Here is a 16,952-nt window from a genome sequence, read left to right as displayed (position 1 = left end):
ATGAGCAAGAAACTGATCGGTACTCTTATCGCGTTGGTTGCCATCTTCTCCTTATTAATTTTGCTGATTGCCATTAACTTCGGTGGCGTAAAAGATCGTTATAAGCAGATCGAACCCAATCTGGATAACTACTCGGTGGCCGAGATCCTGTTTCTGGCGTTTGAAAGAACCAAAACTGCGCTGCTGCTCAGTGAAAACGACGACTACGACGCTTTCCTGATTAAAAAGAAAATATTTTACTCGAAGATCCAAATCCTGGAGAGCCGCTCCACCTTCAGCGACTCTTTCTATTACGACGACGAATTTATCAAGAACGTCGCTCTGCTGAAGCAACAGTACCGAACGCTGGGCGATCTTTCCGTCGGTTTGCTGGCAGGGCGGAAAAGCAAGGCGGATATCCTCGCTTATATGGATGACATCGAGGGCACGTTGGTCGATATCCAGGAGATTATTTATCGGATACAAATTAAAAACTTCACCGAGGTTAAAGGCATCATCCAGGATAATTCAAGAAAAGCCGAGATGTTCGCCGTCTTATCGCTGATGTTGGTGTTCCTGATGATGTTCCTGGTGGTGAGAAACGCCTTCTCGTTAAAAGAGATCATCAAGAACAAGAACATTTTTATCTCATCCATCTACCATGAAATCGCCGGTTCGACGCAGGCCATCGTCATCGCCGCGGATATCATGGAGCACGAGCTGGCGCAGGAAGAGCTGAAAAAGGAGGCCCGCCTGATCTCCTACCACGGCAACAAGATCGCCGAACAAACGCGCGAGGTGATGGATTATTCGCGGTTTGAAATGGGGGAGGTCAACGTCAATATTTCCACCTTTCGGCTGCATGAGGTGGTGGACGATGCCATGACCAGTATCAGCGCCGGGCGCGGTAATCGCATCGTGGTGCGTCGTTCATCCTATGTTGGTTTGATTTGCTCCGACAAATACAAGCTCTACCGAATATTGGCCAATCTGCTCAGCAACGCGGACAAATTTACCCACCACGGCGCGATCATCCTCAACGTGAAGGTGTGCCACGGCAATCTGTATTTATGGGTAAAAGACAACGGCATCGGATTTAACGTTAATAATCTGGAACGGTTGTACAAGGCGTTCAATCAGGGAGTAGAAAGGGAAACGCGGCAGGGACTGGGGCTGGGGCTGACCATTATCAAGAATTATGTGACGACGCTGAAAGGCGCCATCAGAGTCAAATCCACCGAAGGCGTTGGCTCATCGTTTTTCATCCGCATTCCGGTCAAACTAATTAAAGAATAAATTCGACAGCAGCAGTGAGGAGATAATCAGCGGTTTGGTCGGTTTTTCCACTAGGTGCACGTCATAGTGCAGGATCATATCGCCGATATTCTTCTCATAGTGATTCAGCTGGCCGGTCAGAATGATGATGCGCGCGTGCGGATCGAGGGTGTCCTTTATTTTCTTCACGACGCGTTCTGAGGTTTCGCCGAAGTCCAACAGCCAGTCCAGAATAAACGCCTCAAAGGACTGTTGCTCAAGTGCGGCCAGCATGGCATCCGCCGTTTGAAAGGTCTCGGTCTCAATGCCGTAGCGGCAGGCGATTTTCTTCAACAGCTCGAGGATATCGCTGTCGTTGTCCAGGATCGCGATGCGCGGCGCCGGCAGAAAGTCTATCTTGTTGACTCTGTACAGCGGTACGTCGGCCTGCGTATCCCGGCTGGTATTGATGATGAAAAGGTCATCTTTTTTGTAGGCGTAGGTTTCGTCGTCGTCCAGCTGTGTCACCGGGTGTTCGTCGACTTCAACCTTACAGCGTTTGTGAATGCTGTTCATGATAAAAACGCCGTTATGCGTTCTTTGGCCGGCGAATGGCTCGTTGAAGTATTGAAACACCTTTCTGACTTCGTCGAGGGTGATGCCCCTTTTACCATCCAGCTTCTGTTTGGCGCTGTTGTACTGAAGGTTCAGTATGTTGGCCATCGTGGAGGCATGTTTTCTGTCGCCAACCCCTTTCAGAGTGAGCAACGCGCTGATTGCATCGATGTAATTTGGCGTTTTCTTCATGACAACCTTGGTTTTTTTGATGTTGACCGCGAGCGTGGCAAATCTGCGCGAGGACCCGTGCTGGATTATAGATGATGCCCCGGAGGTTGCGGCGATATCAGTTTGATTTTCCTTGGCAAACTCAGAATACACTCGATATCAAATAAAAAAACACTCAAAAGACATTCACATTTAATCGTTTGTATGGTTAATTAGCGCACATACTGTGTGATTCGCGTCCTGGGGGGGGTTGCCAGTCTCACAAAATAAACCGCCTGCTCTTGTCCGTAAGCAGGGAGCAGGCGGCAAAAAAACGCGACGGCCAACACCAGGGCCATTGGCAGTATCGGGGATTACCCCTCGAGTCACTTTTCGTCTTTGCATCGACTTTTTCCTCGTTCTGCCGTTCTCTGCCGCAACGGGCTCCATTGAAAAACACTCTGCGTGAGTGCTGAACACCGCTATTCCCTCATCATGCCCGTCACTTGAGCCGATAAAACCGCCTGTTCGTGCGTGCCCTCAGGCGAGGTTCCAGGATGGCCGTTGCTGAGGAACCGGAGTCGCGCAAGAGCGTCTGTGCGCGATCCGGGGTGGGATAAGGCGGGGCCATCGAGAGGGTAACGGCCCCGGCCGACACCGGGTTTGGCGGTCGGCAACGTCACTATAATCGGCGCGTTTGCCGGCGCCAGCGTCATCGTTCGTCATTGCGCGGCCGCTCCAGCGTTTTCTTCACACGGCGGCAAACGTTGCCGTCTATTGCGCGCTGCGTCCCAGATAATCGTCCCAGTCTTTCCACACCGGCTGCAGCCCGGCGTTGCTGATGGCCTCGGCGACCTGCTGCGGCGTGCGGCCGTCGTGCGGCTCGAACTGTTCCAGCTCAGGCGGTACGTCGTCGGCATAGCCGCCGGGTTGCGTCTTGGATCCGGCGCTGACGCTATTGATCGCCACCGGGATCATATGATCGCGGAAGTACGGCGACTCCCGGGTAGACAGCGACAGCTCAACGTCCGGCGCGAACAGCCGGAAGGCGCAGATCAGCTGCACCAGCTGAGGCTCACTCATGATAGACGCGGGCTCAATACCGCCGGCGCAGGGGCGCAGGCGTGGGAACGAGATCGAGTAGCGGCTCTGCCAATAGGTTTGCTGCAGGTAGAACAGGTGTTCCGCCAGCAGATAGCAGTCGGTTCGCCAGCTGTGGGACAGGCCGATTAACGCGCCGAGGCCGATCTTGTCGATCCCGGCGCGCCCCAGGCGATCCGGCGTGGCCAGGCGCCAATGGAAATCCTGCTTCTGGCCGCGCAGGTGGTGCTGCAGATAGGTGGCCGGATGGTAGGTTTCCTGATACACCAGCACGCCGTCCAGGCCCAGCGTTTTCAGTTCGGCGTATTCCTCCTGCGCCAGCGGCTGCACTTCCATCATCAGCGAGCTGAAGTGGCGGCGGATCGCCGGAATGTGCTGGCGAAAATAGTCCATGCCGACCTTGGTCTGATGTTCGCCGGTGACCAGCAACAGATGTTCGAACCCCAACGCCTTGATGGCTTCGCACTCGCGGGCGATCTCCGCCGCATCCAGCGTTTTGCGCTTGATGCGGTTGCTCATCGAAAAGCCGCAGTAGGTGCAGTCGTTGGCGCACAGGTTGGACAGGTACAGCGGCACATAGAAGCTGACGACGTTGCCGAACCGCTGACGGGTCAGCAACTGCGCGCGTTGCGCCAACGGTTCCAGATACGGCGCGGCCGCAGGGGAGATCAGCGCCATAAAGTCGTCGCGCGTCAGCTTGTCGGCGTTCAACGCGCGTTCCACGTCGCGCGCCGTTTTGCCGTTGATGCGCAGGGTAATGTCGTCCCAGTCCAGCTGTTGCCAGCGGCTACTGAAATCGTCGGCCATCACTGCGCCTCCTCTGGCTGGCTGAGGAAAGCGGTCAGCGGGCTGGAGGCGACCGCGCTGCGCTGGCTGGAGCCTAATCCGGCGCTGCGTGCCAGCTCGCCGGCCTCCAGCGCCAGGCGAAACGCCCGCGCCATCTGCACCGGATCGCGCGCCACGGCGATGGCGGTATTCACCAGCACCGCGTCGGCGCCCAGCTCCATCGCTTCCAGCGCGTGGCTCGGCGCGCCGATGCCGGCGTCTACCACCACCGGCACCTTGGCTTGCTCGATGATGATTTCGAGGAAGTCACGGGTGCGCAGACCGCGGTTGGAGCCGATAGGGGCGCCGAGCGGCATCACCGCCGCGCATCCCACTTCTTCCAGCCGTTTGCACAGCACCGGATCGGCGCCGCAGTAGGGCAGCACCACAAAACCGTCTTTCACCAGCGTTTCCGCCGCCTTCAGCGTTTCTATCGGATCCGGCAGCAGGTATTTCACATCGGGATGGATCTCCAGCTTCACCCAGTGGGTGCCGAGCGCTTCGCGCGCCAGTCGGGCGGCGAACACCGCTTCAGCGGCCGTTTTGGCGCCGGAGGTATTGGGCAATAGCCTGACGCCCAACTGTTGCAGCGGCGCCAAAATGGCGTCGTTGCCGCCGCGCAGATCGACGCGCTTCATGGCCATGGTCACCAGTTGTGAGCCGGAGGCCGCCAGCGCCTCCAACATCAGCGCCGGGGTGGCGAACTTGCCGGTGCCGGTGAACAGGCGCGAGGTAAAAGTGGTATCGGCGATTTTCAGCATGTCAGCCTCCGGCGATCGCTTGAAACAGCAAAATGTCGTCACCGTCCTGCACCTGATGGTCGGCCCAGTCGGCGCGTGGGATGATGGTTTGGTTGATCGCCAGCGCGGTGCCCGGCTGGTGGCGTTCCAGCTGGGTCAGCAGGGCGGCGACGCTGAGCGGCTGCGCCAGCTCCAGCGGTTGGTCGTTCAGACGGATCTTCATGCGGCGCCTCCGCATACCGGGCAGGCGCGGGCCCGGCTCAGCTGCAGCGTGCTCCAGCTCTGCTGCTTGCCGTCGAACAGCCGCAGCTTGCCACTGAGGGAGGAAGGCATGCCGGCCAGCATCTTGATGGCCTCCAGCGCTTGCAGAGTGCCGATCACGCCCACCACCGGGCCGAGCACCCCGGCGGTGCGGCAGTTGCGCTGCGGTTCTTCCTGCTCCGGGTACAGGCAGGCGTAGCAGCCGTGCGCATAGGGCGGCTCGAGCACCAGCAGCTGGCCGCTGAAACCCACTGCGCTGCCGCTGATCAGCGGCTTGGCGGCGGCGATGCAGGCGGCGTTGACCTCATGGCGGGTCGCCATGTTGTCGCAACAGTCCAGCACCAGATCGGCGCGGGCGACCGCGTCGCGCAGCGCTTGCCCTTGCAGCCGCTGCGCCAGCGGGATGGACTCCACCAACGGGTTCAACGCCTGCAGATGGCGTTGCGCCAGCGCCGCCTTGCCGGTGGCGGTATCGGCGCTGCGGTACAGGATTTGCCGCTGCAGGTTGGTGACGTGCAGCTGGTCGTCGTCGGCCAGCAGCAGCGTGCCGACGCCGGCGGCGGCCAGATACAGCGAAGCCGGGGATCCCAGCCCCCCCAGGCCGACGATCAGCATCGTGGCGCGCTTGAGTTTTTCCTGACCTTCCGGGCCGACATCCTCCAGCAGCAGCTGGCGGCTGTAGCGCAGGAACTCCCGATCGTTAAGCATCGTTCGGCTCCTTACCTTCGATCAGCCGCAGCAGTTCGGCCGTCGCCGCACGCCAGTCCGGCGCCTGGGTGATGGCGCTGACCACCGCCACGCTGCCGACGCCGCACGCCAGCACCGCCGGCACGCGATCGATACTGATCCCGCCGATCGCCACCGTCGGATAATCCGCCAAACCGGCGATGTGGCGTTTCAACTCCGCCAGCCCCTGCGGCGCCGAAGGCATGTCTTTGGTCTGAGTGGGGAAGATGTGCCCCAGCGCGATGTAGGAAGGTTTCACCGCCAGCGCGCGCGCCAGCTCGGCATCGTCATGGGTGGAAACCCCCAGCCGCAGCCCGGCGCGGTGGATGGCCGCCAAATCGGTGGTATCGAGATCTTCCTGGCCCAGATGCACGCCGTAGGCGCCGTGCTTGATCGCCAACCGCCAGTAATCGTTGATGAACAGCCGCGCCTGATAACGCCGGCCCAGTGCGATGGCGGCGGCGATATCCTCTTCGACCTGCTCGTCCGGCAGATCCTTGATGCGCAGCTGGATCGTGGTAACGCCGGCCTCCAGCAGGCGAGCGATCCACTCAACGCTGTCGACCACCGGGTAGAGCCCCAGTTTGTGAGGCGTCGCCGGGAAGGGGGTAGTGATATCAGTCATTGCTGGTCTCCTCTTGCAGTGAGGCGGCGCTGTGATAGAGGTCGCTGCCGCGGGCGCGGAACTCGGCGGACATTTTCTCCATGCCGGTCAGCTGCACCTCGATCGGTTTGGCGGCCTCCTGGGCGGCGGCGTAGTCGCGCACCTCTTGTGAAATCTTCATCGAGCAGAATTTCGGTCCGCACATCGAGCAGAAGTGAGCGATCTTGCCGGACTCCTGCGGCAGGGTTTCGTCGTGATAGGCGCGCGCGGTGGCCGGATCGAGCGCCAGATTGAACTGATCTTCCCAACGGAATTCGAAGCGCGCCTTGGACATGGCGTTATCGCGGATCTGCGCGCCCGGATGGCCTTTGGCCAGATCGGCGGCGTGGGCGGCGATCTTGTAGGTGATCAGGCCCTGTTTGACGTCCTCTTTATTTGGCAGGCCGAGGTGCTCTTTCGGCGTGACGTAACACAGCATGGCGCAGCCGAACCAGCCAATCATCGCCGCGCCGATGCCGGAGGTGAAATGGTCGTAGCCCGGGGAGATATCGGTGGTCAGCGGGCCAAGGGTGTAGAACGGCGCTTCGTGGCAATGTTCCAGCTCTTCGGTCATGTTGCGGCGGATCATTTGCATCGGCACGTGGCCCGGACCTTCAATCATCACCTGTACGTCGTATTCCCAGGCGATTTTGGTCAGCTCGCCCAGCGTATGCAGCTCGGCGAACTGGGCCTCGTCGTTGGCGTCCTGAATCGAACCGGGGCGCAGGCCGTCGCCGAGCGACAGCGAAACGTCGTAGGCGGCGCAGATCTCGCAGATTTCACGGAAGTGCTGATAGAGGAAGTTTTCCTGATGGTGCGACAGACACCATTTGGCCATGATCGAGCCGCCGCGCGACACGATGCCGGTCAGGCGTTTGGCGGTCATCGGCACGTAGCGCAGCAGCACGCCGGCGTGGATGGTGAAGTAGTCGACCCCTTGTTCAGCCTGTTCCAGCAGCGTATCGCGGAACATCTCCCAGGTGAGGTTTTCCGCCACGCCGTTGACCTTCTCCAGCGCCTGGTAGATCGGCACGGTGCCGATGGGCACCGGGCTGTTGCGCAGGATCCATTCGCGGGTTTCGTGAATGTAGCGGCCGGTGGAGAGATCCATCACGGTGTCTGCGCCCCAGCGGGTGGCCCACACCAGCTTCTCCACCTCTTCTTCGATCGACGATGTGACCGCCGAGTTGCCGATATTGGCGTTCACCTTCACCAGGAAATTGCGGCCGATAATCATCGGCTCCGCCTCAGGGTGATTGATGTTGGCGGGAATGATGGCGCGGCCGGCGGCCACTTCCTGACGCACGAACTCCGGCGTGATGTTGTCCGGCAGGTTGGCGCCCCAGCTTTGGCCCGAATGCTGGTGGCGCAGCACCTCACCGCGAATGCGTTCGCGCCCCATGTTTTCACGGATAGCGATGAACTCCATCTCCGGGGTGACGATGCCGGCGCGGGCATAGTGCAGTTGGGTGACGCGCTTGCCCGGCAGCGCTTTGCGCGGCAGCGGCAGGTGTTCGAAGCGCAGGTGATCCAGCCCTTCGTCCGCCAGCCGCTGTTGGGTGAAGCCGGAACTGGCGCCGCTCAGGGCCTCGGTATCGCCGCGCGCGTCGATCCAGCCGGCGCGCAGCTTGGCCAGGCCGGCGTGCACATCGAGCTCGGCCTGCGGATCGCCGTACGGGCCGGCGGTGTCATACACCGGGATCGCCTCGTTCTGTTCATACTGCGGGTTATCTTTGCTGCCGCCGACCAGGGTCGGGCTGAGCTGAATTTCGCGCATCGGCACCTGGATATCGCGGCGCGAGCCCTGCAGGTAGATGCGGCGAGAGTTCGGGAAAGCCATGCCTTGCAGCGTGTCGATAAACTGCTGGGCGGCTTCGCGTTGCGCTTTACGGGCGCGCGGTGGATTAACGTTAGACATAGCAAGTTCCTACCAGTGTGTTGGGTTGGGAAAGTTGCTTGTCTGGAGCTCGGAGGGAGTAATGATGGTGGCCGATAAGGCTGGGCGCCCGCAAGGGAAAGGCCGTGCCTGTGGCGATAGATTACTCTTGTTCCCTTCGCGGGTATTAACCCGATCAGGTTCCGCGGATCCCGAATTAACGGTCTCAGCCTGGCTGATTCGATGAACAAATCAGGCGCTAGGCACTCCGACAAGATGCCCCCCAGTATAGGAGGGATAAGAAAAAAAACTATAAAATTTTAACGCGCCGGATCCAGCGCCTGGTCCGGCAGCGGTTGCTGCGCGGCCTCCGCTTCCAACAGGATCAGCTTATCTTCCAGCGCAAAGCGCGCCGCCAGCGTTTCGCCGATATCCGACAAGGCCTGATGGAATTCCAGACAAACCTCCTGATCGATATCCACTTCGGTATAGCGATCGTGGAACGCCATGATCTGTTCGGTGTTGGCCCACAGTTTGGGATAGATGTTCACCGCCAGCGACATTTTCGGACTGGCTGCGCCTTCCACTTGTTTGATAATTCTGTCATAGATATGAAAATGCCCTGCGGAGAGGTAATCCACCAGGTTATGGCAAAAGTTCTCCAGCGCTTTTTCATTCAGCGGCGTATGCTTTTCTTTATTCGGTTTGAGGCCTACCAGCGTGCAGTAGGCGACCAGCAACTGCTTGCGGGCCTGAAGCCATTGATCAACTAATTCATTACTACCGCCAACGCGCTGAGTCAGCCTTTCCAAACGGTTGAGCATGTTTGACTCCGTGTAAGTAACAAAAGTAACCGGTAAGTTATTAAAATGTAACAAAGCCGATTTGTAGAGTGCCAGTGAAGCTGAGGTTGTGCAACAACGATATGGAACTTGCATTAACGGGCAATGAAAACGGCTGGTGGATCGTCAGCCATGAAAGCAAACTTTGGTTACCGAACGGTGAATTGCCGTCAGGGACGGCCGCTGCCCTCGGGCTGCAGGGCCACATGGCGCGCGTCATCGGTGAGTGGGAGGGCGCGCCGGTCTGGCTGGTGCGCCAGGCGATGCCGCGGGAGATGGGATCGGTGCGTCAGCTGTTGGATCAGGATCGTGGTCTGTTCCAGCTTGCCGGGCGCGGCGTGCAGCTGGCGGATTTCTACCGCTCCCATCGCTATTGCGGCTACTGCGGCCATGAGATGCATCTCAGCCGCACCGAAAGCGCCTGCCTCTGCGGCCACTGCAAAGAACGGTACTACCCGCAGATTGCGCCCTGCGTGATCGTCGCCATTCGGCGCGACGATCAGATCCTGCTGGCACAGCACGTGCGTCATCGCGGCGGTATCCACACGGTGCTGGCCGGTTTCGTCGAAGTGGGCGAAACGCTGGAGCAGGCGGTGGCGCGCGAAGTGATGGAAGAGAGCAATATCGAAATCAAGAACCTGCGCTACGTCACTTCACAACCCTGGCCGTTCCCACACTCGCTGATGATGGCCTTTATGGCCGATTACCATCAGGGCGACCTTCGTCACGATCCCAAGGAGCTGCTCAACGCCAGCTGGTATCGCTACGACCAACTGCCGCTGTTGCCGCCGCCCGGCACCGTGGCGCGCCGGTTGATTGAGGACACCGTGGCGCTGTGCCGGGAAGAATAATGTACAATGGCCGGCAGATTATTAAGGGAGCCCCATAAATGACTGAGTTGAAGAACGATCGCTACCTGCGCGCGCTGTTGCGCCAGCCGGTGGATGTGACCCCCGTATGGATGATGCGCCAGGCCGGTCGTTATTTGCCGGAGTACAAGGCGACCCGCGCCCAGGCCGGTGATTTCATGTCGCTGTGCAAGAACGCGGAGCTGGCCTGCGAGGTTACGCTGCAGCCGCTGCGCCGCTATGCGCTGGACGCCGCCATTCTGTTCTCCGACATTCTCACCATTCCCGACGCCATGGGGCTTGGCCTGTACTTTGAAGCCGGCGAAGGCCCGCGTTTCAGCTCACCCATCACCTGCCGCGCCGACGTCGACAAACTGCCGGCGTTCGATCCGGAAGTGGAGCTGGGCTATGTGATGAACGCGGTGCGCACCATCCGCCGCGAGCTGAAGGGCGAAGTGCCGCTGATCGGCTTCTCCGGCAGCCCGTGGACGCTGGCTACCTATATGGTTGAAGGCGGGAGCAGCAAGGCCTTCACCAAGCTGAAAAAAATGATGTATGCCGAACCGGCCACGCTGCACCTGTTGCTGGACAAGCTGGCGGACAGCGTGATCCTGTACCTCAACGCCCAAATCAAGGCCGGCGCGCAGTCGGTGATGGTGTTCGACACCTGGGGCGGGGTGCTGACCGGGCGCGATTACCGCGAGTTCTCGTTGCACTACATGCACAAGATCGTCGATGGCCTGCTGCGTGAAAATGACGGCCGCCGCGTGCCGGTGACGCTGTTTACCAAAGGCGGCGGGCAGTGGCTGGAGGCGATGGCCGCCACCGGCTGCGATGCGCTGGGGCTGGACTGGACCACCGATATCGCCGACGCGCGTCGGCGCGTGGGCGACAAAGTGGCGCTGCAGGGCAATATGGATCCGTCGATGCTCTATGCTTCTCCGGCGCGCATCGAGGAAGAGGTGGAGACCATTCTGGCCGGTTTTGGCCATGGCAACGGTCATGTGTTCAACCTGGGCCACGGCATCCATCAGGATGTGCCGCCTGAGCACGCCGGCGCCTTCGTCGAGGCGGTGCACGCGCAGTCGGCGAAATACCACCGTTAAGGATTCGATGTGACCGATATGCAGGCCCTGCGTGCCGAACAGCTGCGGCGCGCTGCTGAAGTCATTCGCTACGACGATCTGCCGGCCGAACCGCCGGCCTTCATCGCCGGCGCCGACGTGGGCTTCGAGCAGGAGGGGGCGGTGACGCGTGCCGCCATCGCCATACTGCGCTATCCGTCGCTGGAGCTGGTGGAATATCAGGTGGCGCGCATCGCCACCGTCATGCCTTATATCCCGGGCTTCCTGTCGTTTCGCGAATACCCGGCGCTGTTGGCCGCCTGGGCACAGCTGCGGCAAAAGCCGGGGCTGATCTTCGTCGATGGACATGGCACTTCACATCCGCGGCGCCTCGGCGTCGCCAGCCATTTTGGCCTGCTGGTCGATGTACCGACCATCGGCGTGGCCAAGAAGCGCCTGTGCGGCAAATTCGCGCCGCTGGAGGCCGCCGTCGGCGCGCTGGCGCCGTTGGAAGATAAGGGGGAACAGCTGGGCTGGGTATGGCGCAGCAAGGCGCGCTGCAACCCGCTGTTCATCTCTACCGGTCACCGCGTGGGCGCCGACAGCGCGCTGGCGTGGGTGCAGCGCTGTATGGCGGGCTACCGTTTGCCGGAGCCGACCCGCTGGGCCGATGCCATCGCTTCGCGCCGTCCGGCGTTTCAGCGTTGGTTGCAGCAGCATCCGGAGGTGTCGCCATGAGCGATTTCGGGTACACTGCGCCGCAGATAACGCGTAAGAGAGTAAAGCATGCTACGTAACCCGATTCATTTACGTCTGGAACGGCACGAGGCTTGGCAACATTTGACCTTTATGGCCAGTTTGTGCGAGCGTATGTACCCGAATTACCAGATGTTCTGCAAACAGACCGAGTTCGGCGATCCGGCGGTTTATCGCCGCATTCTGGATTTGGTGTGGGAAACGCTGGTGGTTAAGGACGCCAAGGTCAACTTCGACAGCCAGCTCGAGAAGTTGGAAGAGGCGATTCCGTCGGCGGAAGATTACGATCTTTACGGCGTTTACCCGGCAATTGATGCCTGTATCGCATTAGGGGAACTGATCCATTCGCGGCTCGGCGGGGAGACGCTGGAGCACGCCATCGCCATCAGCGAAACATCGATTCGCACCGTGGCGATGTTGGAAATGACCCAAGCCGGTAGGGAAATGACCGACGAAGAGTTGGGAAGTTTGCCGGCGGTAGAGGAAGAATGGGACATTCAATGGGAAATTTTCCGCCTGTTGGACGCCTGTGAAGAGCGCGATATAGACCTGATCAAGGGGCTGCGATCCGACCTGCGAGAGGCCGGTATCAGCAACATCGGGATAAATTTAGCGCAATAAGGCAACAAAACGTGATTTAACGCCTGATTTGTCATGCCTTAAGGCTTCACATCCGCACCCTGTCTGGTCTACATTTGGGGGGCGTAAAAAAAGTGGCTATCGGTGCGTGTATGCAGGAGAGTGCTGTCAATCGGCATATCCGTCGCACTCGATGCTTTGCAAACGATAAACACACTGTAAGGATAACTTATGAACAAGACTCAACTGATTGATGTAATCGCGGACAAGGCTGACCTTTCCAAAGCACAAGCTAAACTGGCTCTGGAATCCACCCTGGCTGCTATTACTGAGTCTCTGAAAGAAGGTGATGCAGTACAATTGGTTGGCTTCGGCACTTTCAAAGTAAACCATCGTAGCGAGCGCACTGGCCGCAACCCACAGACTGGCAAAGAAATCAAAATCGCAGCAGCCAACGTGCCTGCGTTCGTTTCTGGCAAAGCACTGAAAGACGCTGTTAAATAAGACCGCGCCTCGGTGAAAAGATTAAACAGAGGGGCGATGGCGCCCCTTTTGTTTACTCGTCGGGTGCTCATGGCCGCCGGCATCGCCCTCGGTCTGAGCGCCTGCAGTTTCCATTCCGATATTCCCAGCTTTACCGCCAGCGGCTTTGTGGCCGATCAGGGCGTGATACGCCTGTGGCGTAAAGACGATGAGCAACATCGTCCGCAGGTGCTGGTCAGCGTCTATAGTCCCTACCGCGGACCGGGTACCATCACCACGCTGTACACCTATCAGGGCGACGTGCTGCGCCAAATCAAACGCAACGACGCCGACGGCGATCGAGATTCCATTCAACTGCGCTTTGCCGATGACGGCACGGTGAGCTTTATGCAGCGCCAGCTGGCGACACGCCGCGAACCGCTGACCCGCGATGAAATCGCCCTGTATCAATATCAGGCGCGACGGATCCTCGAAGTCAGCAATGCGCTGCGCGCCGGCAAGGTCAAATTGCTGCAGGGGCGTTGGTTGCAGGGCGAAGTGCAAACCTGCGACGGGCAGCGCTTAAAACCCGGGTTGGATGCCTCCGCCATCGCCTGGATCGAAAAACGCGCCCGCAGCAGCAGCCGGCCGGTGAGCGTCGCCTGGTTGGAAGGGCCGGAAGGCAGCGAGCTGCTGCTGGTGGCGAACGACGACTTCTGCAGCTGGGAACCGAAAGAAGACCAGCTATAAAAAAGGCCCCGCGCTGCGGAGCCTCTTGTCATGACCTTATCAGGTCAAATCACTTGCCGCGCGCAATCGCGCGATAACCGATATCTTTGCGGCAGAAGCTGCCCGGCCACTGGATGCCTTCCGCCAGCTGATAGGCGCGTTGTTGCGCCTGCGCCACGGTGTCGCCCAGCGCCGTCACGCACAGAACGCGACCGCCGTTGGTGACGACGTCATCGCCCTGCAGGCGCGTGCCGGCATGGAAGACCTTACCGTCGGCGCTTTCCTGTTGCGGCAGCCCCTGGATCACCTCGCCGTTGCGATAGTCACCCGGATAACCGCCGGCCGCCAGCACCACGCCGAGCGCAGGGCGCTCGTCCCAGTCGGAGGTTTTCTCGTTCAGGCGGCCTTCGGCTCCCGCCAGGCACAGTTCCACCAGATCGGAACGCAGGCGCAGCATGATCGGCTGGGTTTCCGGATCGCCGAAACGACAGTTGAATTCGATCACCTTCGGCTGGCCGTCGGCGGCGATCATCAGGCCGGCGTAAAGGAAGCCGACGTAGGTGTTGCCTTCCGCCGCCATGCCGCGCACCGTCGGCCAGATCACCTGATCCATGGCGCGCCGGTGGATTTCGTCGGTCACTACCGGTGCCGGGGAGTAAGCACCCATGCCGCCGGTGTTCGGGCCGGTGTCGCCGTCGCCGACGCGCTTGTGGTCCTGGCTGGTGGCCATCGGCACCACGTTCTCGCCGTCGACCATCACGATGAAGCTGGCTTCTTCGCCGTCGAGGAACTCTTCCACGACGATGCGATGGCCGGCGTCGCCGAAGGCATTGCCGGCCAACATGTCGCGCACCGCCTCTTCCGCTTCCTGCAGCGTCATCGCGACGATCACGCCCTTACCGGCCGCCAGGCCATCGGCCTTGATGACGATCGGCGCGCCTTTGCTGCGCACGTAGGCCAGCGCCGGCTCCACGTCGGTGAAGTTTTCATATTCGGCGGTCGGGATGCGGTGGCGCGCCAGGAAATCCTTAGTGAAAGCTTTGGAGCCTTCGAGCTGTGCGGCGGCCTGCGTCGGGCCGAAGATTTTCAGACCGGCGGCCTGGAAGGCGTCGACCACGCCAATCACCAGCGGGGCTTCCGGCCCGACGATGGTCAGACCGATGTCATGGCTCTGGGCGAAAGCGACCAGGGCGGGGATATCGGTGGCGGCGATCGCCACGTTCTCCAGATTGGCTTCCAGCGCGGTGCCGGCATTGCCCGGCGCAACGTAGACTTTATCCGCCAGCGGAGACTGGGCGGCTTTCCAGGCCAGCGCGTGCTCGCGCCCGCCGTTGCCGATAATCAAAATGTTCATCAGGGGCTCCACGAATGGCGTGCGCCGAAGCGCACGCGGCAAAAGGAATTAATGGCGGAAGTGACGCATGTCGGTGAAGATCATCGCAATGCCGTGTTCGTTGGCGGCGGCGATCACTTCGTCGTCGCGGATCGAGCCGCCAGGCTGGATCACGCAGGTGATGCCAACCGCCGCTGCGGCGTCGATGCCGTCGCGGAACGGGAAGAAGGCGTCGGAGGCCATGGCGGAGCCTTTTACTTCCAGCCCTTCGTCGCCCGCTTTGATGCCGGCGATCTTGGCGGAGTAAACGCGGCTCATCTGGCCGGCGCCTATGCCGATGGTCATGTTGTCACGTGCATAAACGATGGCGTTGGATTTCACGAACTTGGCCACTTTCCAGCAGAACAGCGCGTCACGAAGTTCCTGTTCGGTCGGCTGGCGCTCGGATACCACGCGCAGATCGGCGGCGGTCACCATGCCCAGATCGCGATCCTGCACCAGCAGCCCGCCGTTGACGCGCTTGAAGTCCAGCCCCGCCACGCGTTGCTGCCACTGGCCGCAGGCCAGCACGCGCACGTTCTGTTTGGCGGCCAGCAGGGAGCGCGCTTCCTGGGTGACGTTTGGCGCGATGATCACTTCCACGAACTGACGGCTGATGATCGCCTGCGCGGTGGCGGCGTCCAGCTCGCGGTTAAAGGCGATGATGCCGCCGAAGGCGGAAGTCGGGTCGGTTTGGTAAGCGCGCTCATAGGCGGCCAGGATGTCGTCGCCGATCGCCACGCCGCAAGGGTTGGCGTGTTTGACGATCACGCAGGCCGGTTCGGCGAACTCTTTCACGCATTCCAGCGCGGCGTCGGTATCGGCGATGTTGTTATAGGAGAGTGCTTTGCCCTGCAGCTGCTCGGCGGTCGCGACGGACGCTTCCTTTACCTCTTCTTCTATATAGAAGGCGGCCTGCTGGTGGCTGTTCTCACCGTAGCGCATATCCTGCTTCTTGATGTAGTTGAGGTTCAGGGTGCGCGGGAAGCGGCCGGACGGCTGCTCGGTCTCGCCGTGGTACGCCGGCACCAGCGCGCCGAAGTAGTTGGCGATCATGCTGTCGTAGGCGGCGGTGTGTTCGAAGGCCTTGATGGCGAGATCGAAACGGGTGGCATAGCGCAGCGAACCGTCGTTGTTGTCCATCTCGGTAATGATGGCGGCGTAGTCGCTGCTCTTCACCACGATGGCGACGTCTTTATGGTTCTTGGCGGCGGAGCGCACCATGGTCGGGCCGCCGATATCGATATTTTCGACCGCGTCTTCCAGCGAGCAATCCGGGCGCGCTACGGTTTGGGCGAACGGGTACAGATTGACGACCACCATGTCGATAGGCTGGATGTCATGCTGATTCATGACCGCGTCGTCCTGGCCGCGGCGGCCGAGGATACCGCCGTGAACTTTGGGATGCAGGGTCTTAACTCGTCCGTCCATCATTTCCGGGAAGCCGGTGTAGTCGGAAACTTCGGTAACGGGCAGACCGGCGTCTGCCAGCAGGCGGGCGGTGCCGCCGGTGGAGAGCAGTTCAACGCCGCGCTGGGAAAGCGCTTCGGCGAATTCAACGATACCGGCTTTGTCAGACACGCTGAGCAGAGCCCGGCGGATTGGACGAGGTTGTTGCATGGTTTTATCCCTTGGCTTTGAGTCGCAATTAAAGAGCGTTACGTGAATGTCTACCTCGTTCTCTCTATAAAGCGCGGTTTTTTGCCTTATAAAGGGAGGGACAGGCACAAATTCAGGTAACGCCCCCGTAAAAAGGGGGATCGTTTCGTCGCGGGGAATTGTAGCGAAAACGTTTGCGTGGCGCTCGTAAATTTTCCGTACAAATCGCATCTGTGGATAACACTGTGTGCAAGTGGGTATAAAGCGGGGTTTTGCTGTGGAATGCAGCTAACGATCGTTTTTGCTGAAAATACCTGTTGCGGCCTGCGAGGAACTCCCTATAATGCGCCTCCATCGACACGGAACATGTGAACAACTTCACAGAGTATCCGGGGGTCGCAGAGAAAAATCCTGAAAATTAGGGTTGACTCTGAAAGAGGAAAGCGTAATATACGCCACCTCGAGTTAGCAAGCGAAAGCGCCTAACTCACTGCTCTTTAACAATTTATCAGACAATCTGTGTGGGCACTC

Annotated in this window: 17 protein-coding genes and 1 riboswitch; of the genes, 7 read left to right on the top strand and 10 right to left on the bottom strand. The window is 59.9% G+C overall.

Features of this window, described 5'->3' with window-relative positions; translation table 11 throughout:
- Complete coding sequence (locus IMX17_RS24695; RefSeq protein ID WP_046897426.1) at window positions 1-1,275, top strand: sensor histidine kinase KdpD; 1,275 nt, start codon at window positions 1-3, stop codon at window positions 1,273-1,275.
- Here IMX17_RS24695 and IMX17_RS24690 read toward each other — a convergent pair.
- The 8 genes from IMX17_RS24690 to IMX17_RS24655 all read right to left on the bottom strand — a co-directional run bounded on the left by IMX17_RS24690 (window position 1,261) and on the right by IMX17_RS24655 (window position 8,994).
- The gene (locus IMX17_RS24690) at window positions 1,261-2,040 is read right to left on the bottom strand and encodes a helix-turn-helix domain-containing protein (RefSeq protein WP_046688068.1); all 780 of its coding nucleotides are present in this window, start codon (window positions 2,038-2,040) and stop codon (window positions 1,261-1,263) included. The genes IMX17_RS24695 and IMX17_RS24690 overlap by 15 nt on opposite strands.
- A gap of 732 nt (window positions 2,041-2,772) precedes the next feature.
- Complete coding sequence (gene thiH, locus IMX17_RS24685) at window positions 2,773-3,906, bottom strand: 2-iminoacetate synthase ThiH (RefSeq protein ID WP_046897427.1); 1,134 nt, start codon at window positions 3,904-3,906, stop codon at window positions 2,773-2,775.
- Window positions 3,906-4,685, bottom strand: coding sequence for a thiazole synthase (locus tag IMX17_RS24680; protein WP_046897428.1), 780 nt, complete (start codon window positions 4,683-4,685; stop codon window positions 3,906-3,908). The genes thiH and IMX17_RS24680 overlap by 1 nt, the downstream gene beginning before the upstream one ends.
- Window position 4,686: 1 nt before the next feature.
- Window positions 4,687-4,887 carry a sulfur carrier protein ThiS gene (gene thiS / locus IMX17_RS24675; protein WP_016929423.1) on the bottom strand — a complete coding sequence of 67 codons (201 nt, stop codon included), beginning with the start codon at window positions 4,885-4,887 and terminating at the stop codon, window positions 4,687-4,689.
- Window positions 4,884-5,633, bottom strand: a complete 750-nt coding sequence (locus IMX17_RS24670; protein ID WP_193550324.1) for a HesA/MoeB/ThiF family protein — start codon at window positions 5,631-5,633, stop codon at window positions 4,884-4,886. Before IMX17_RS24670 ends, thiS begins: the two co-directional genes overlap by 4 nt.
- Entirely contained in the window at window positions 5,626-6,276 is a 651-nt protein-coding gene (thiE, locus tag IMX17_RS24665) for a thiamine phosphate synthase (RefSeq protein ID WP_046688071.1), read from the bottom strand. Before thiE ends, IMX17_RS24670 begins: the two co-directional genes overlap by 8 nt.
- Window positions 6,269-8,212, bottom strand: a complete 1,944-nt coding sequence (gene thiC, locus IMX17_RS24660) for a phosphomethylpyrimidine synthase ThiC (RefSeq protein ID WP_304621636.1) — start codon at window positions 8,210-8,212, stop codon at window positions 6,269-6,271. Before thiC ends, thiE begins: the two co-directional genes overlap by 8 nt.
- 114 nt (window positions 8,213-8,326) lie before the next feature.
- Window positions 8,327-8,451: riboswitch (TPP riboswitch) on the bottom strand.
- A gap of 39 nt (window positions 8,452-8,490) precedes the next feature.
- Window positions 8,491-8,994 carry an Rsd/AlgQ family anti-sigma factor gene (locus tag IMX17_RS24655; protein ID WP_019456431.1) on the bottom strand — a complete coding sequence of 168 codons (504 nt, stop codon included), beginning with the start codon at window positions 8,992-8,994 and terminating at the stop codon, window positions 8,491-8,493.
- A 101-nt stretch (window positions 8,995-9,095) separates the two neighbouring features.
- On the opposite strand from IMX17_RS24655, the gene nudC reads away from it, so the two are divergent.
- The 6 genes from nudC to IMX17_RS24625 all read left to right on the top strand — a co-directional run bounded on the left by nudC (window position 9,096) and on the right by IMX17_RS24625 (window position 13,471).
- Complete coding sequence (gene nudC, locus IMX17_RS24650) at window positions 9,096-9,863, top strand: NAD(+) diphosphatase (RefSeq protein WP_193550323.1); 768 nt, start codon at window positions 9,096-9,098, stop codon at window positions 9,861-9,863.
- A gap of 38 nt (window positions 9,864-9,901) precedes the next feature.
- Window positions 9,902-10,966 carry a uroporphyrinogen decarboxylase gene (gene hemE / locus IMX17_RS24645; RefSeq protein ID WP_193550322.1) on the top strand — a complete coding sequence of 355 codons (1,065 nt, stop codon included), beginning with the start codon at window positions 9,902-9,904 and terminating at the stop codon, window positions 10,964-10,966.
- 9 nt (window positions 10,967-10,975) lie between these two features.
- The gene (gene nfi / locus IMX17_RS24640; protein WP_046897433.1) at window positions 10,976-11,662 is read left to right on the top strand and encodes a deoxyribonuclease V; all 687 of its coding nucleotides are present in this window, start codon (window positions 10,976-10,978) and stop codon (window positions 11,660-11,662) included.
- Window positions 11,663-11,710: 48 nt separating this feature from the next.
- Window positions 11,711-12,301 (top strand): YjaG family protein, encoded by a 591-nt coding sequence (locus tag IMX17_RS24635; RefSeq protein ID WP_046897434.1) that lies wholly within the window; start codon window positions 11,711-11,713, stop codon window positions 12,299-12,301.
- A 189-nt stretch (window positions 12,302-12,490) separates the two neighbouring features.
- Entirely contained in the window at window positions 12,491-12,763 is a 273-nt protein-coding gene (gene hupA, locus IMX17_RS24630; RefSeq protein WP_004929874.1) for a nucleoid-associated protein HU-alpha, read from the top strand.
- A 36-nt stretch (window positions 12,764-12,799) separates the two neighbouring features.
- The gene (locus tag IMX17_RS24625; RefSeq protein ID WP_080350182.1) at window positions 12,800-13,471 is read left to right on the top strand and encodes a DUF1481 domain-containing protein; all 672 of its coding nucleotides are present in this window, start codon (window positions 12,800-12,802) and stop codon (window positions 13,469-13,471) included.
- Between the two features lie 49 nt (window positions 13,472-13,520).
- Here the strand turns inward: IMX17_RS24625 and purD are convergent, their stop codons facing one another.
- Window positions 13,521-14,804: a phosphoribosylamine--glycine ligase gene (gene purD, locus IMX17_RS24620; protein WP_046897436.1), complete on the bottom strand. Its 1,284-nt coding sequence runs from the start codon at window positions 14,802-14,804 to the stop codon at window positions 13,521-13,523.
- Window positions 14,805-14,852: 48 nt separating this feature from the next.
- On the bottom strand, window positions 14,853-16,442 hold the full coding sequence (purH, locus tag IMX17_RS24615) for a bifunctional phosphoribosylaminoimidazolecarboxamide formyltransferase/IMP cyclohydrolase (RefSeq protein WP_108680059.1): 1,590 nt from the start codon (window positions 16,440-16,442) through the stop codon (window positions 14,853-14,855).
- Window positions 16,443-16,952: the final 510 nt, after the last annotated feature.

This window comes from Serratia sp. X3, from assembly GCF_014982455.1.
GTDB lineage: Bacteria > Pseudomonadota > Gammaproteobacteria > Enterobacterales > Enterobacteriaceae > Serratia > Serratia ureilytica.
Note: the sequence above shows the minus strand (reverse complement) of the source record. Positions and strands in the feature narration are given on the sequence as shown.

Excerpts from the sequence above, each read along its gene's own strand:
- IMX17_RS24625 (WP_080350182.1), top strand. The coding sequence starts at position 12,800 with ATGGCGCCCCTTTTGTTTACTCGTCGGGTGCTCATGGCCGCCGGCATC.
- IMX17_RS24695 (WP_046897426.1), top strand. The coding sequence starts at position 1 with ATGAGCAAGAAACTGATCGGTACTCTTATCGCGTTGGTTGCCATCTTC.
- IMX17_RS24635 (WP_046897434.1), top strand. The coding sequence starts at position 11,711 with ATGCTACGTAACCCGATTCATTTACGTCTGGAACGGCACGAGGCTTGG.
- thiS (WP_016929423.1), bottom strand. The coding sequence starts at position 4,887 with ATGAAGATCCGTCTGAACGACCAACCGCTGGAGCTGGCGCAGCCGCTC.
- thiH (WP_046897427.1), bottom strand. The coding sequence starts at position 3,906 with ATGGCCGACGATTTCAGTAGCCGCTGGCAACAGCTGGACTGGGACGAC.
- thiC (WP_304621636.1), bottom strand. The coding sequence starts at position 8,212 with ATGTCTAACGTTAATCCACCGCGCGCCCGTAAAGCGCAACGCGAAGCC.
- hemE (WP_193550322.1), top strand. The coding sequence starts at position 9,902 with ATGACTGAGTTGAAGAACGATCGCTACCTGCGCGCGCTGTTGCGCCAG.
- IMX17_RS24670 (WP_193550324.1), bottom strand. The coding sequence starts at position 5,633 with ATGCTTAACGATCGGGAGTTCCTGCGCTACAGCCGCCAGCTGCTGCTG.
- IMX17_RS24655 (WP_019456431.1), bottom strand. The coding sequence starts at position 8,994 with ATGCTCAACCGTTTGGAAAGGCTGACTCAGCGCGTTGGCGGTAGTAAT.
- IMX17_RS24680 (WP_046897428.1), bottom strand. The coding sequence starts at position 4,685 with ATGCTGAAAATCGCCGATACCACTTTTACCTCGCGCCTGTTCACCGGC.
- IMX17_RS24690 (WP_046688068.1), bottom strand. The coding sequence starts at position 2,040 with ATGAAGAAAACGCCAAATTACATCGATGCAATCAGCGCGTTGCTCACT.
- purH (WP_108680059.1), bottom strand. The coding sequence starts at position 16,442 with ATGCAACAACCTCGTCCAATCCGCCGGGCTCTGCTCAGCGTGTCTGAC.
- nudC (WP_193550323.1), top strand. The coding sequence starts at position 9,096 with ATGGAACTTGCATTAACGGGCAATGAAAACGGCTGGTGGATCGTCAGC.
- thiE (WP_046688071.1), bottom strand. The coding sequence starts at position 6,276 with ATGACTGATATCACTACCCCCTTCCCGGCGACGCCTCACAAACTGGGG.
- hupA (WP_004929874.1), top strand. The coding sequence starts at position 12,491 with ATGAACAAGACTCAACTGATTGATGTAATCGCGGACAAGGCTGACCTT.
- purD (WP_046897436.1), bottom strand. The coding sequence starts at position 14,804 with ATGAACATTTTGATTATCGGCAACGGCGGGCGCGAGCACGCGCTGGCC.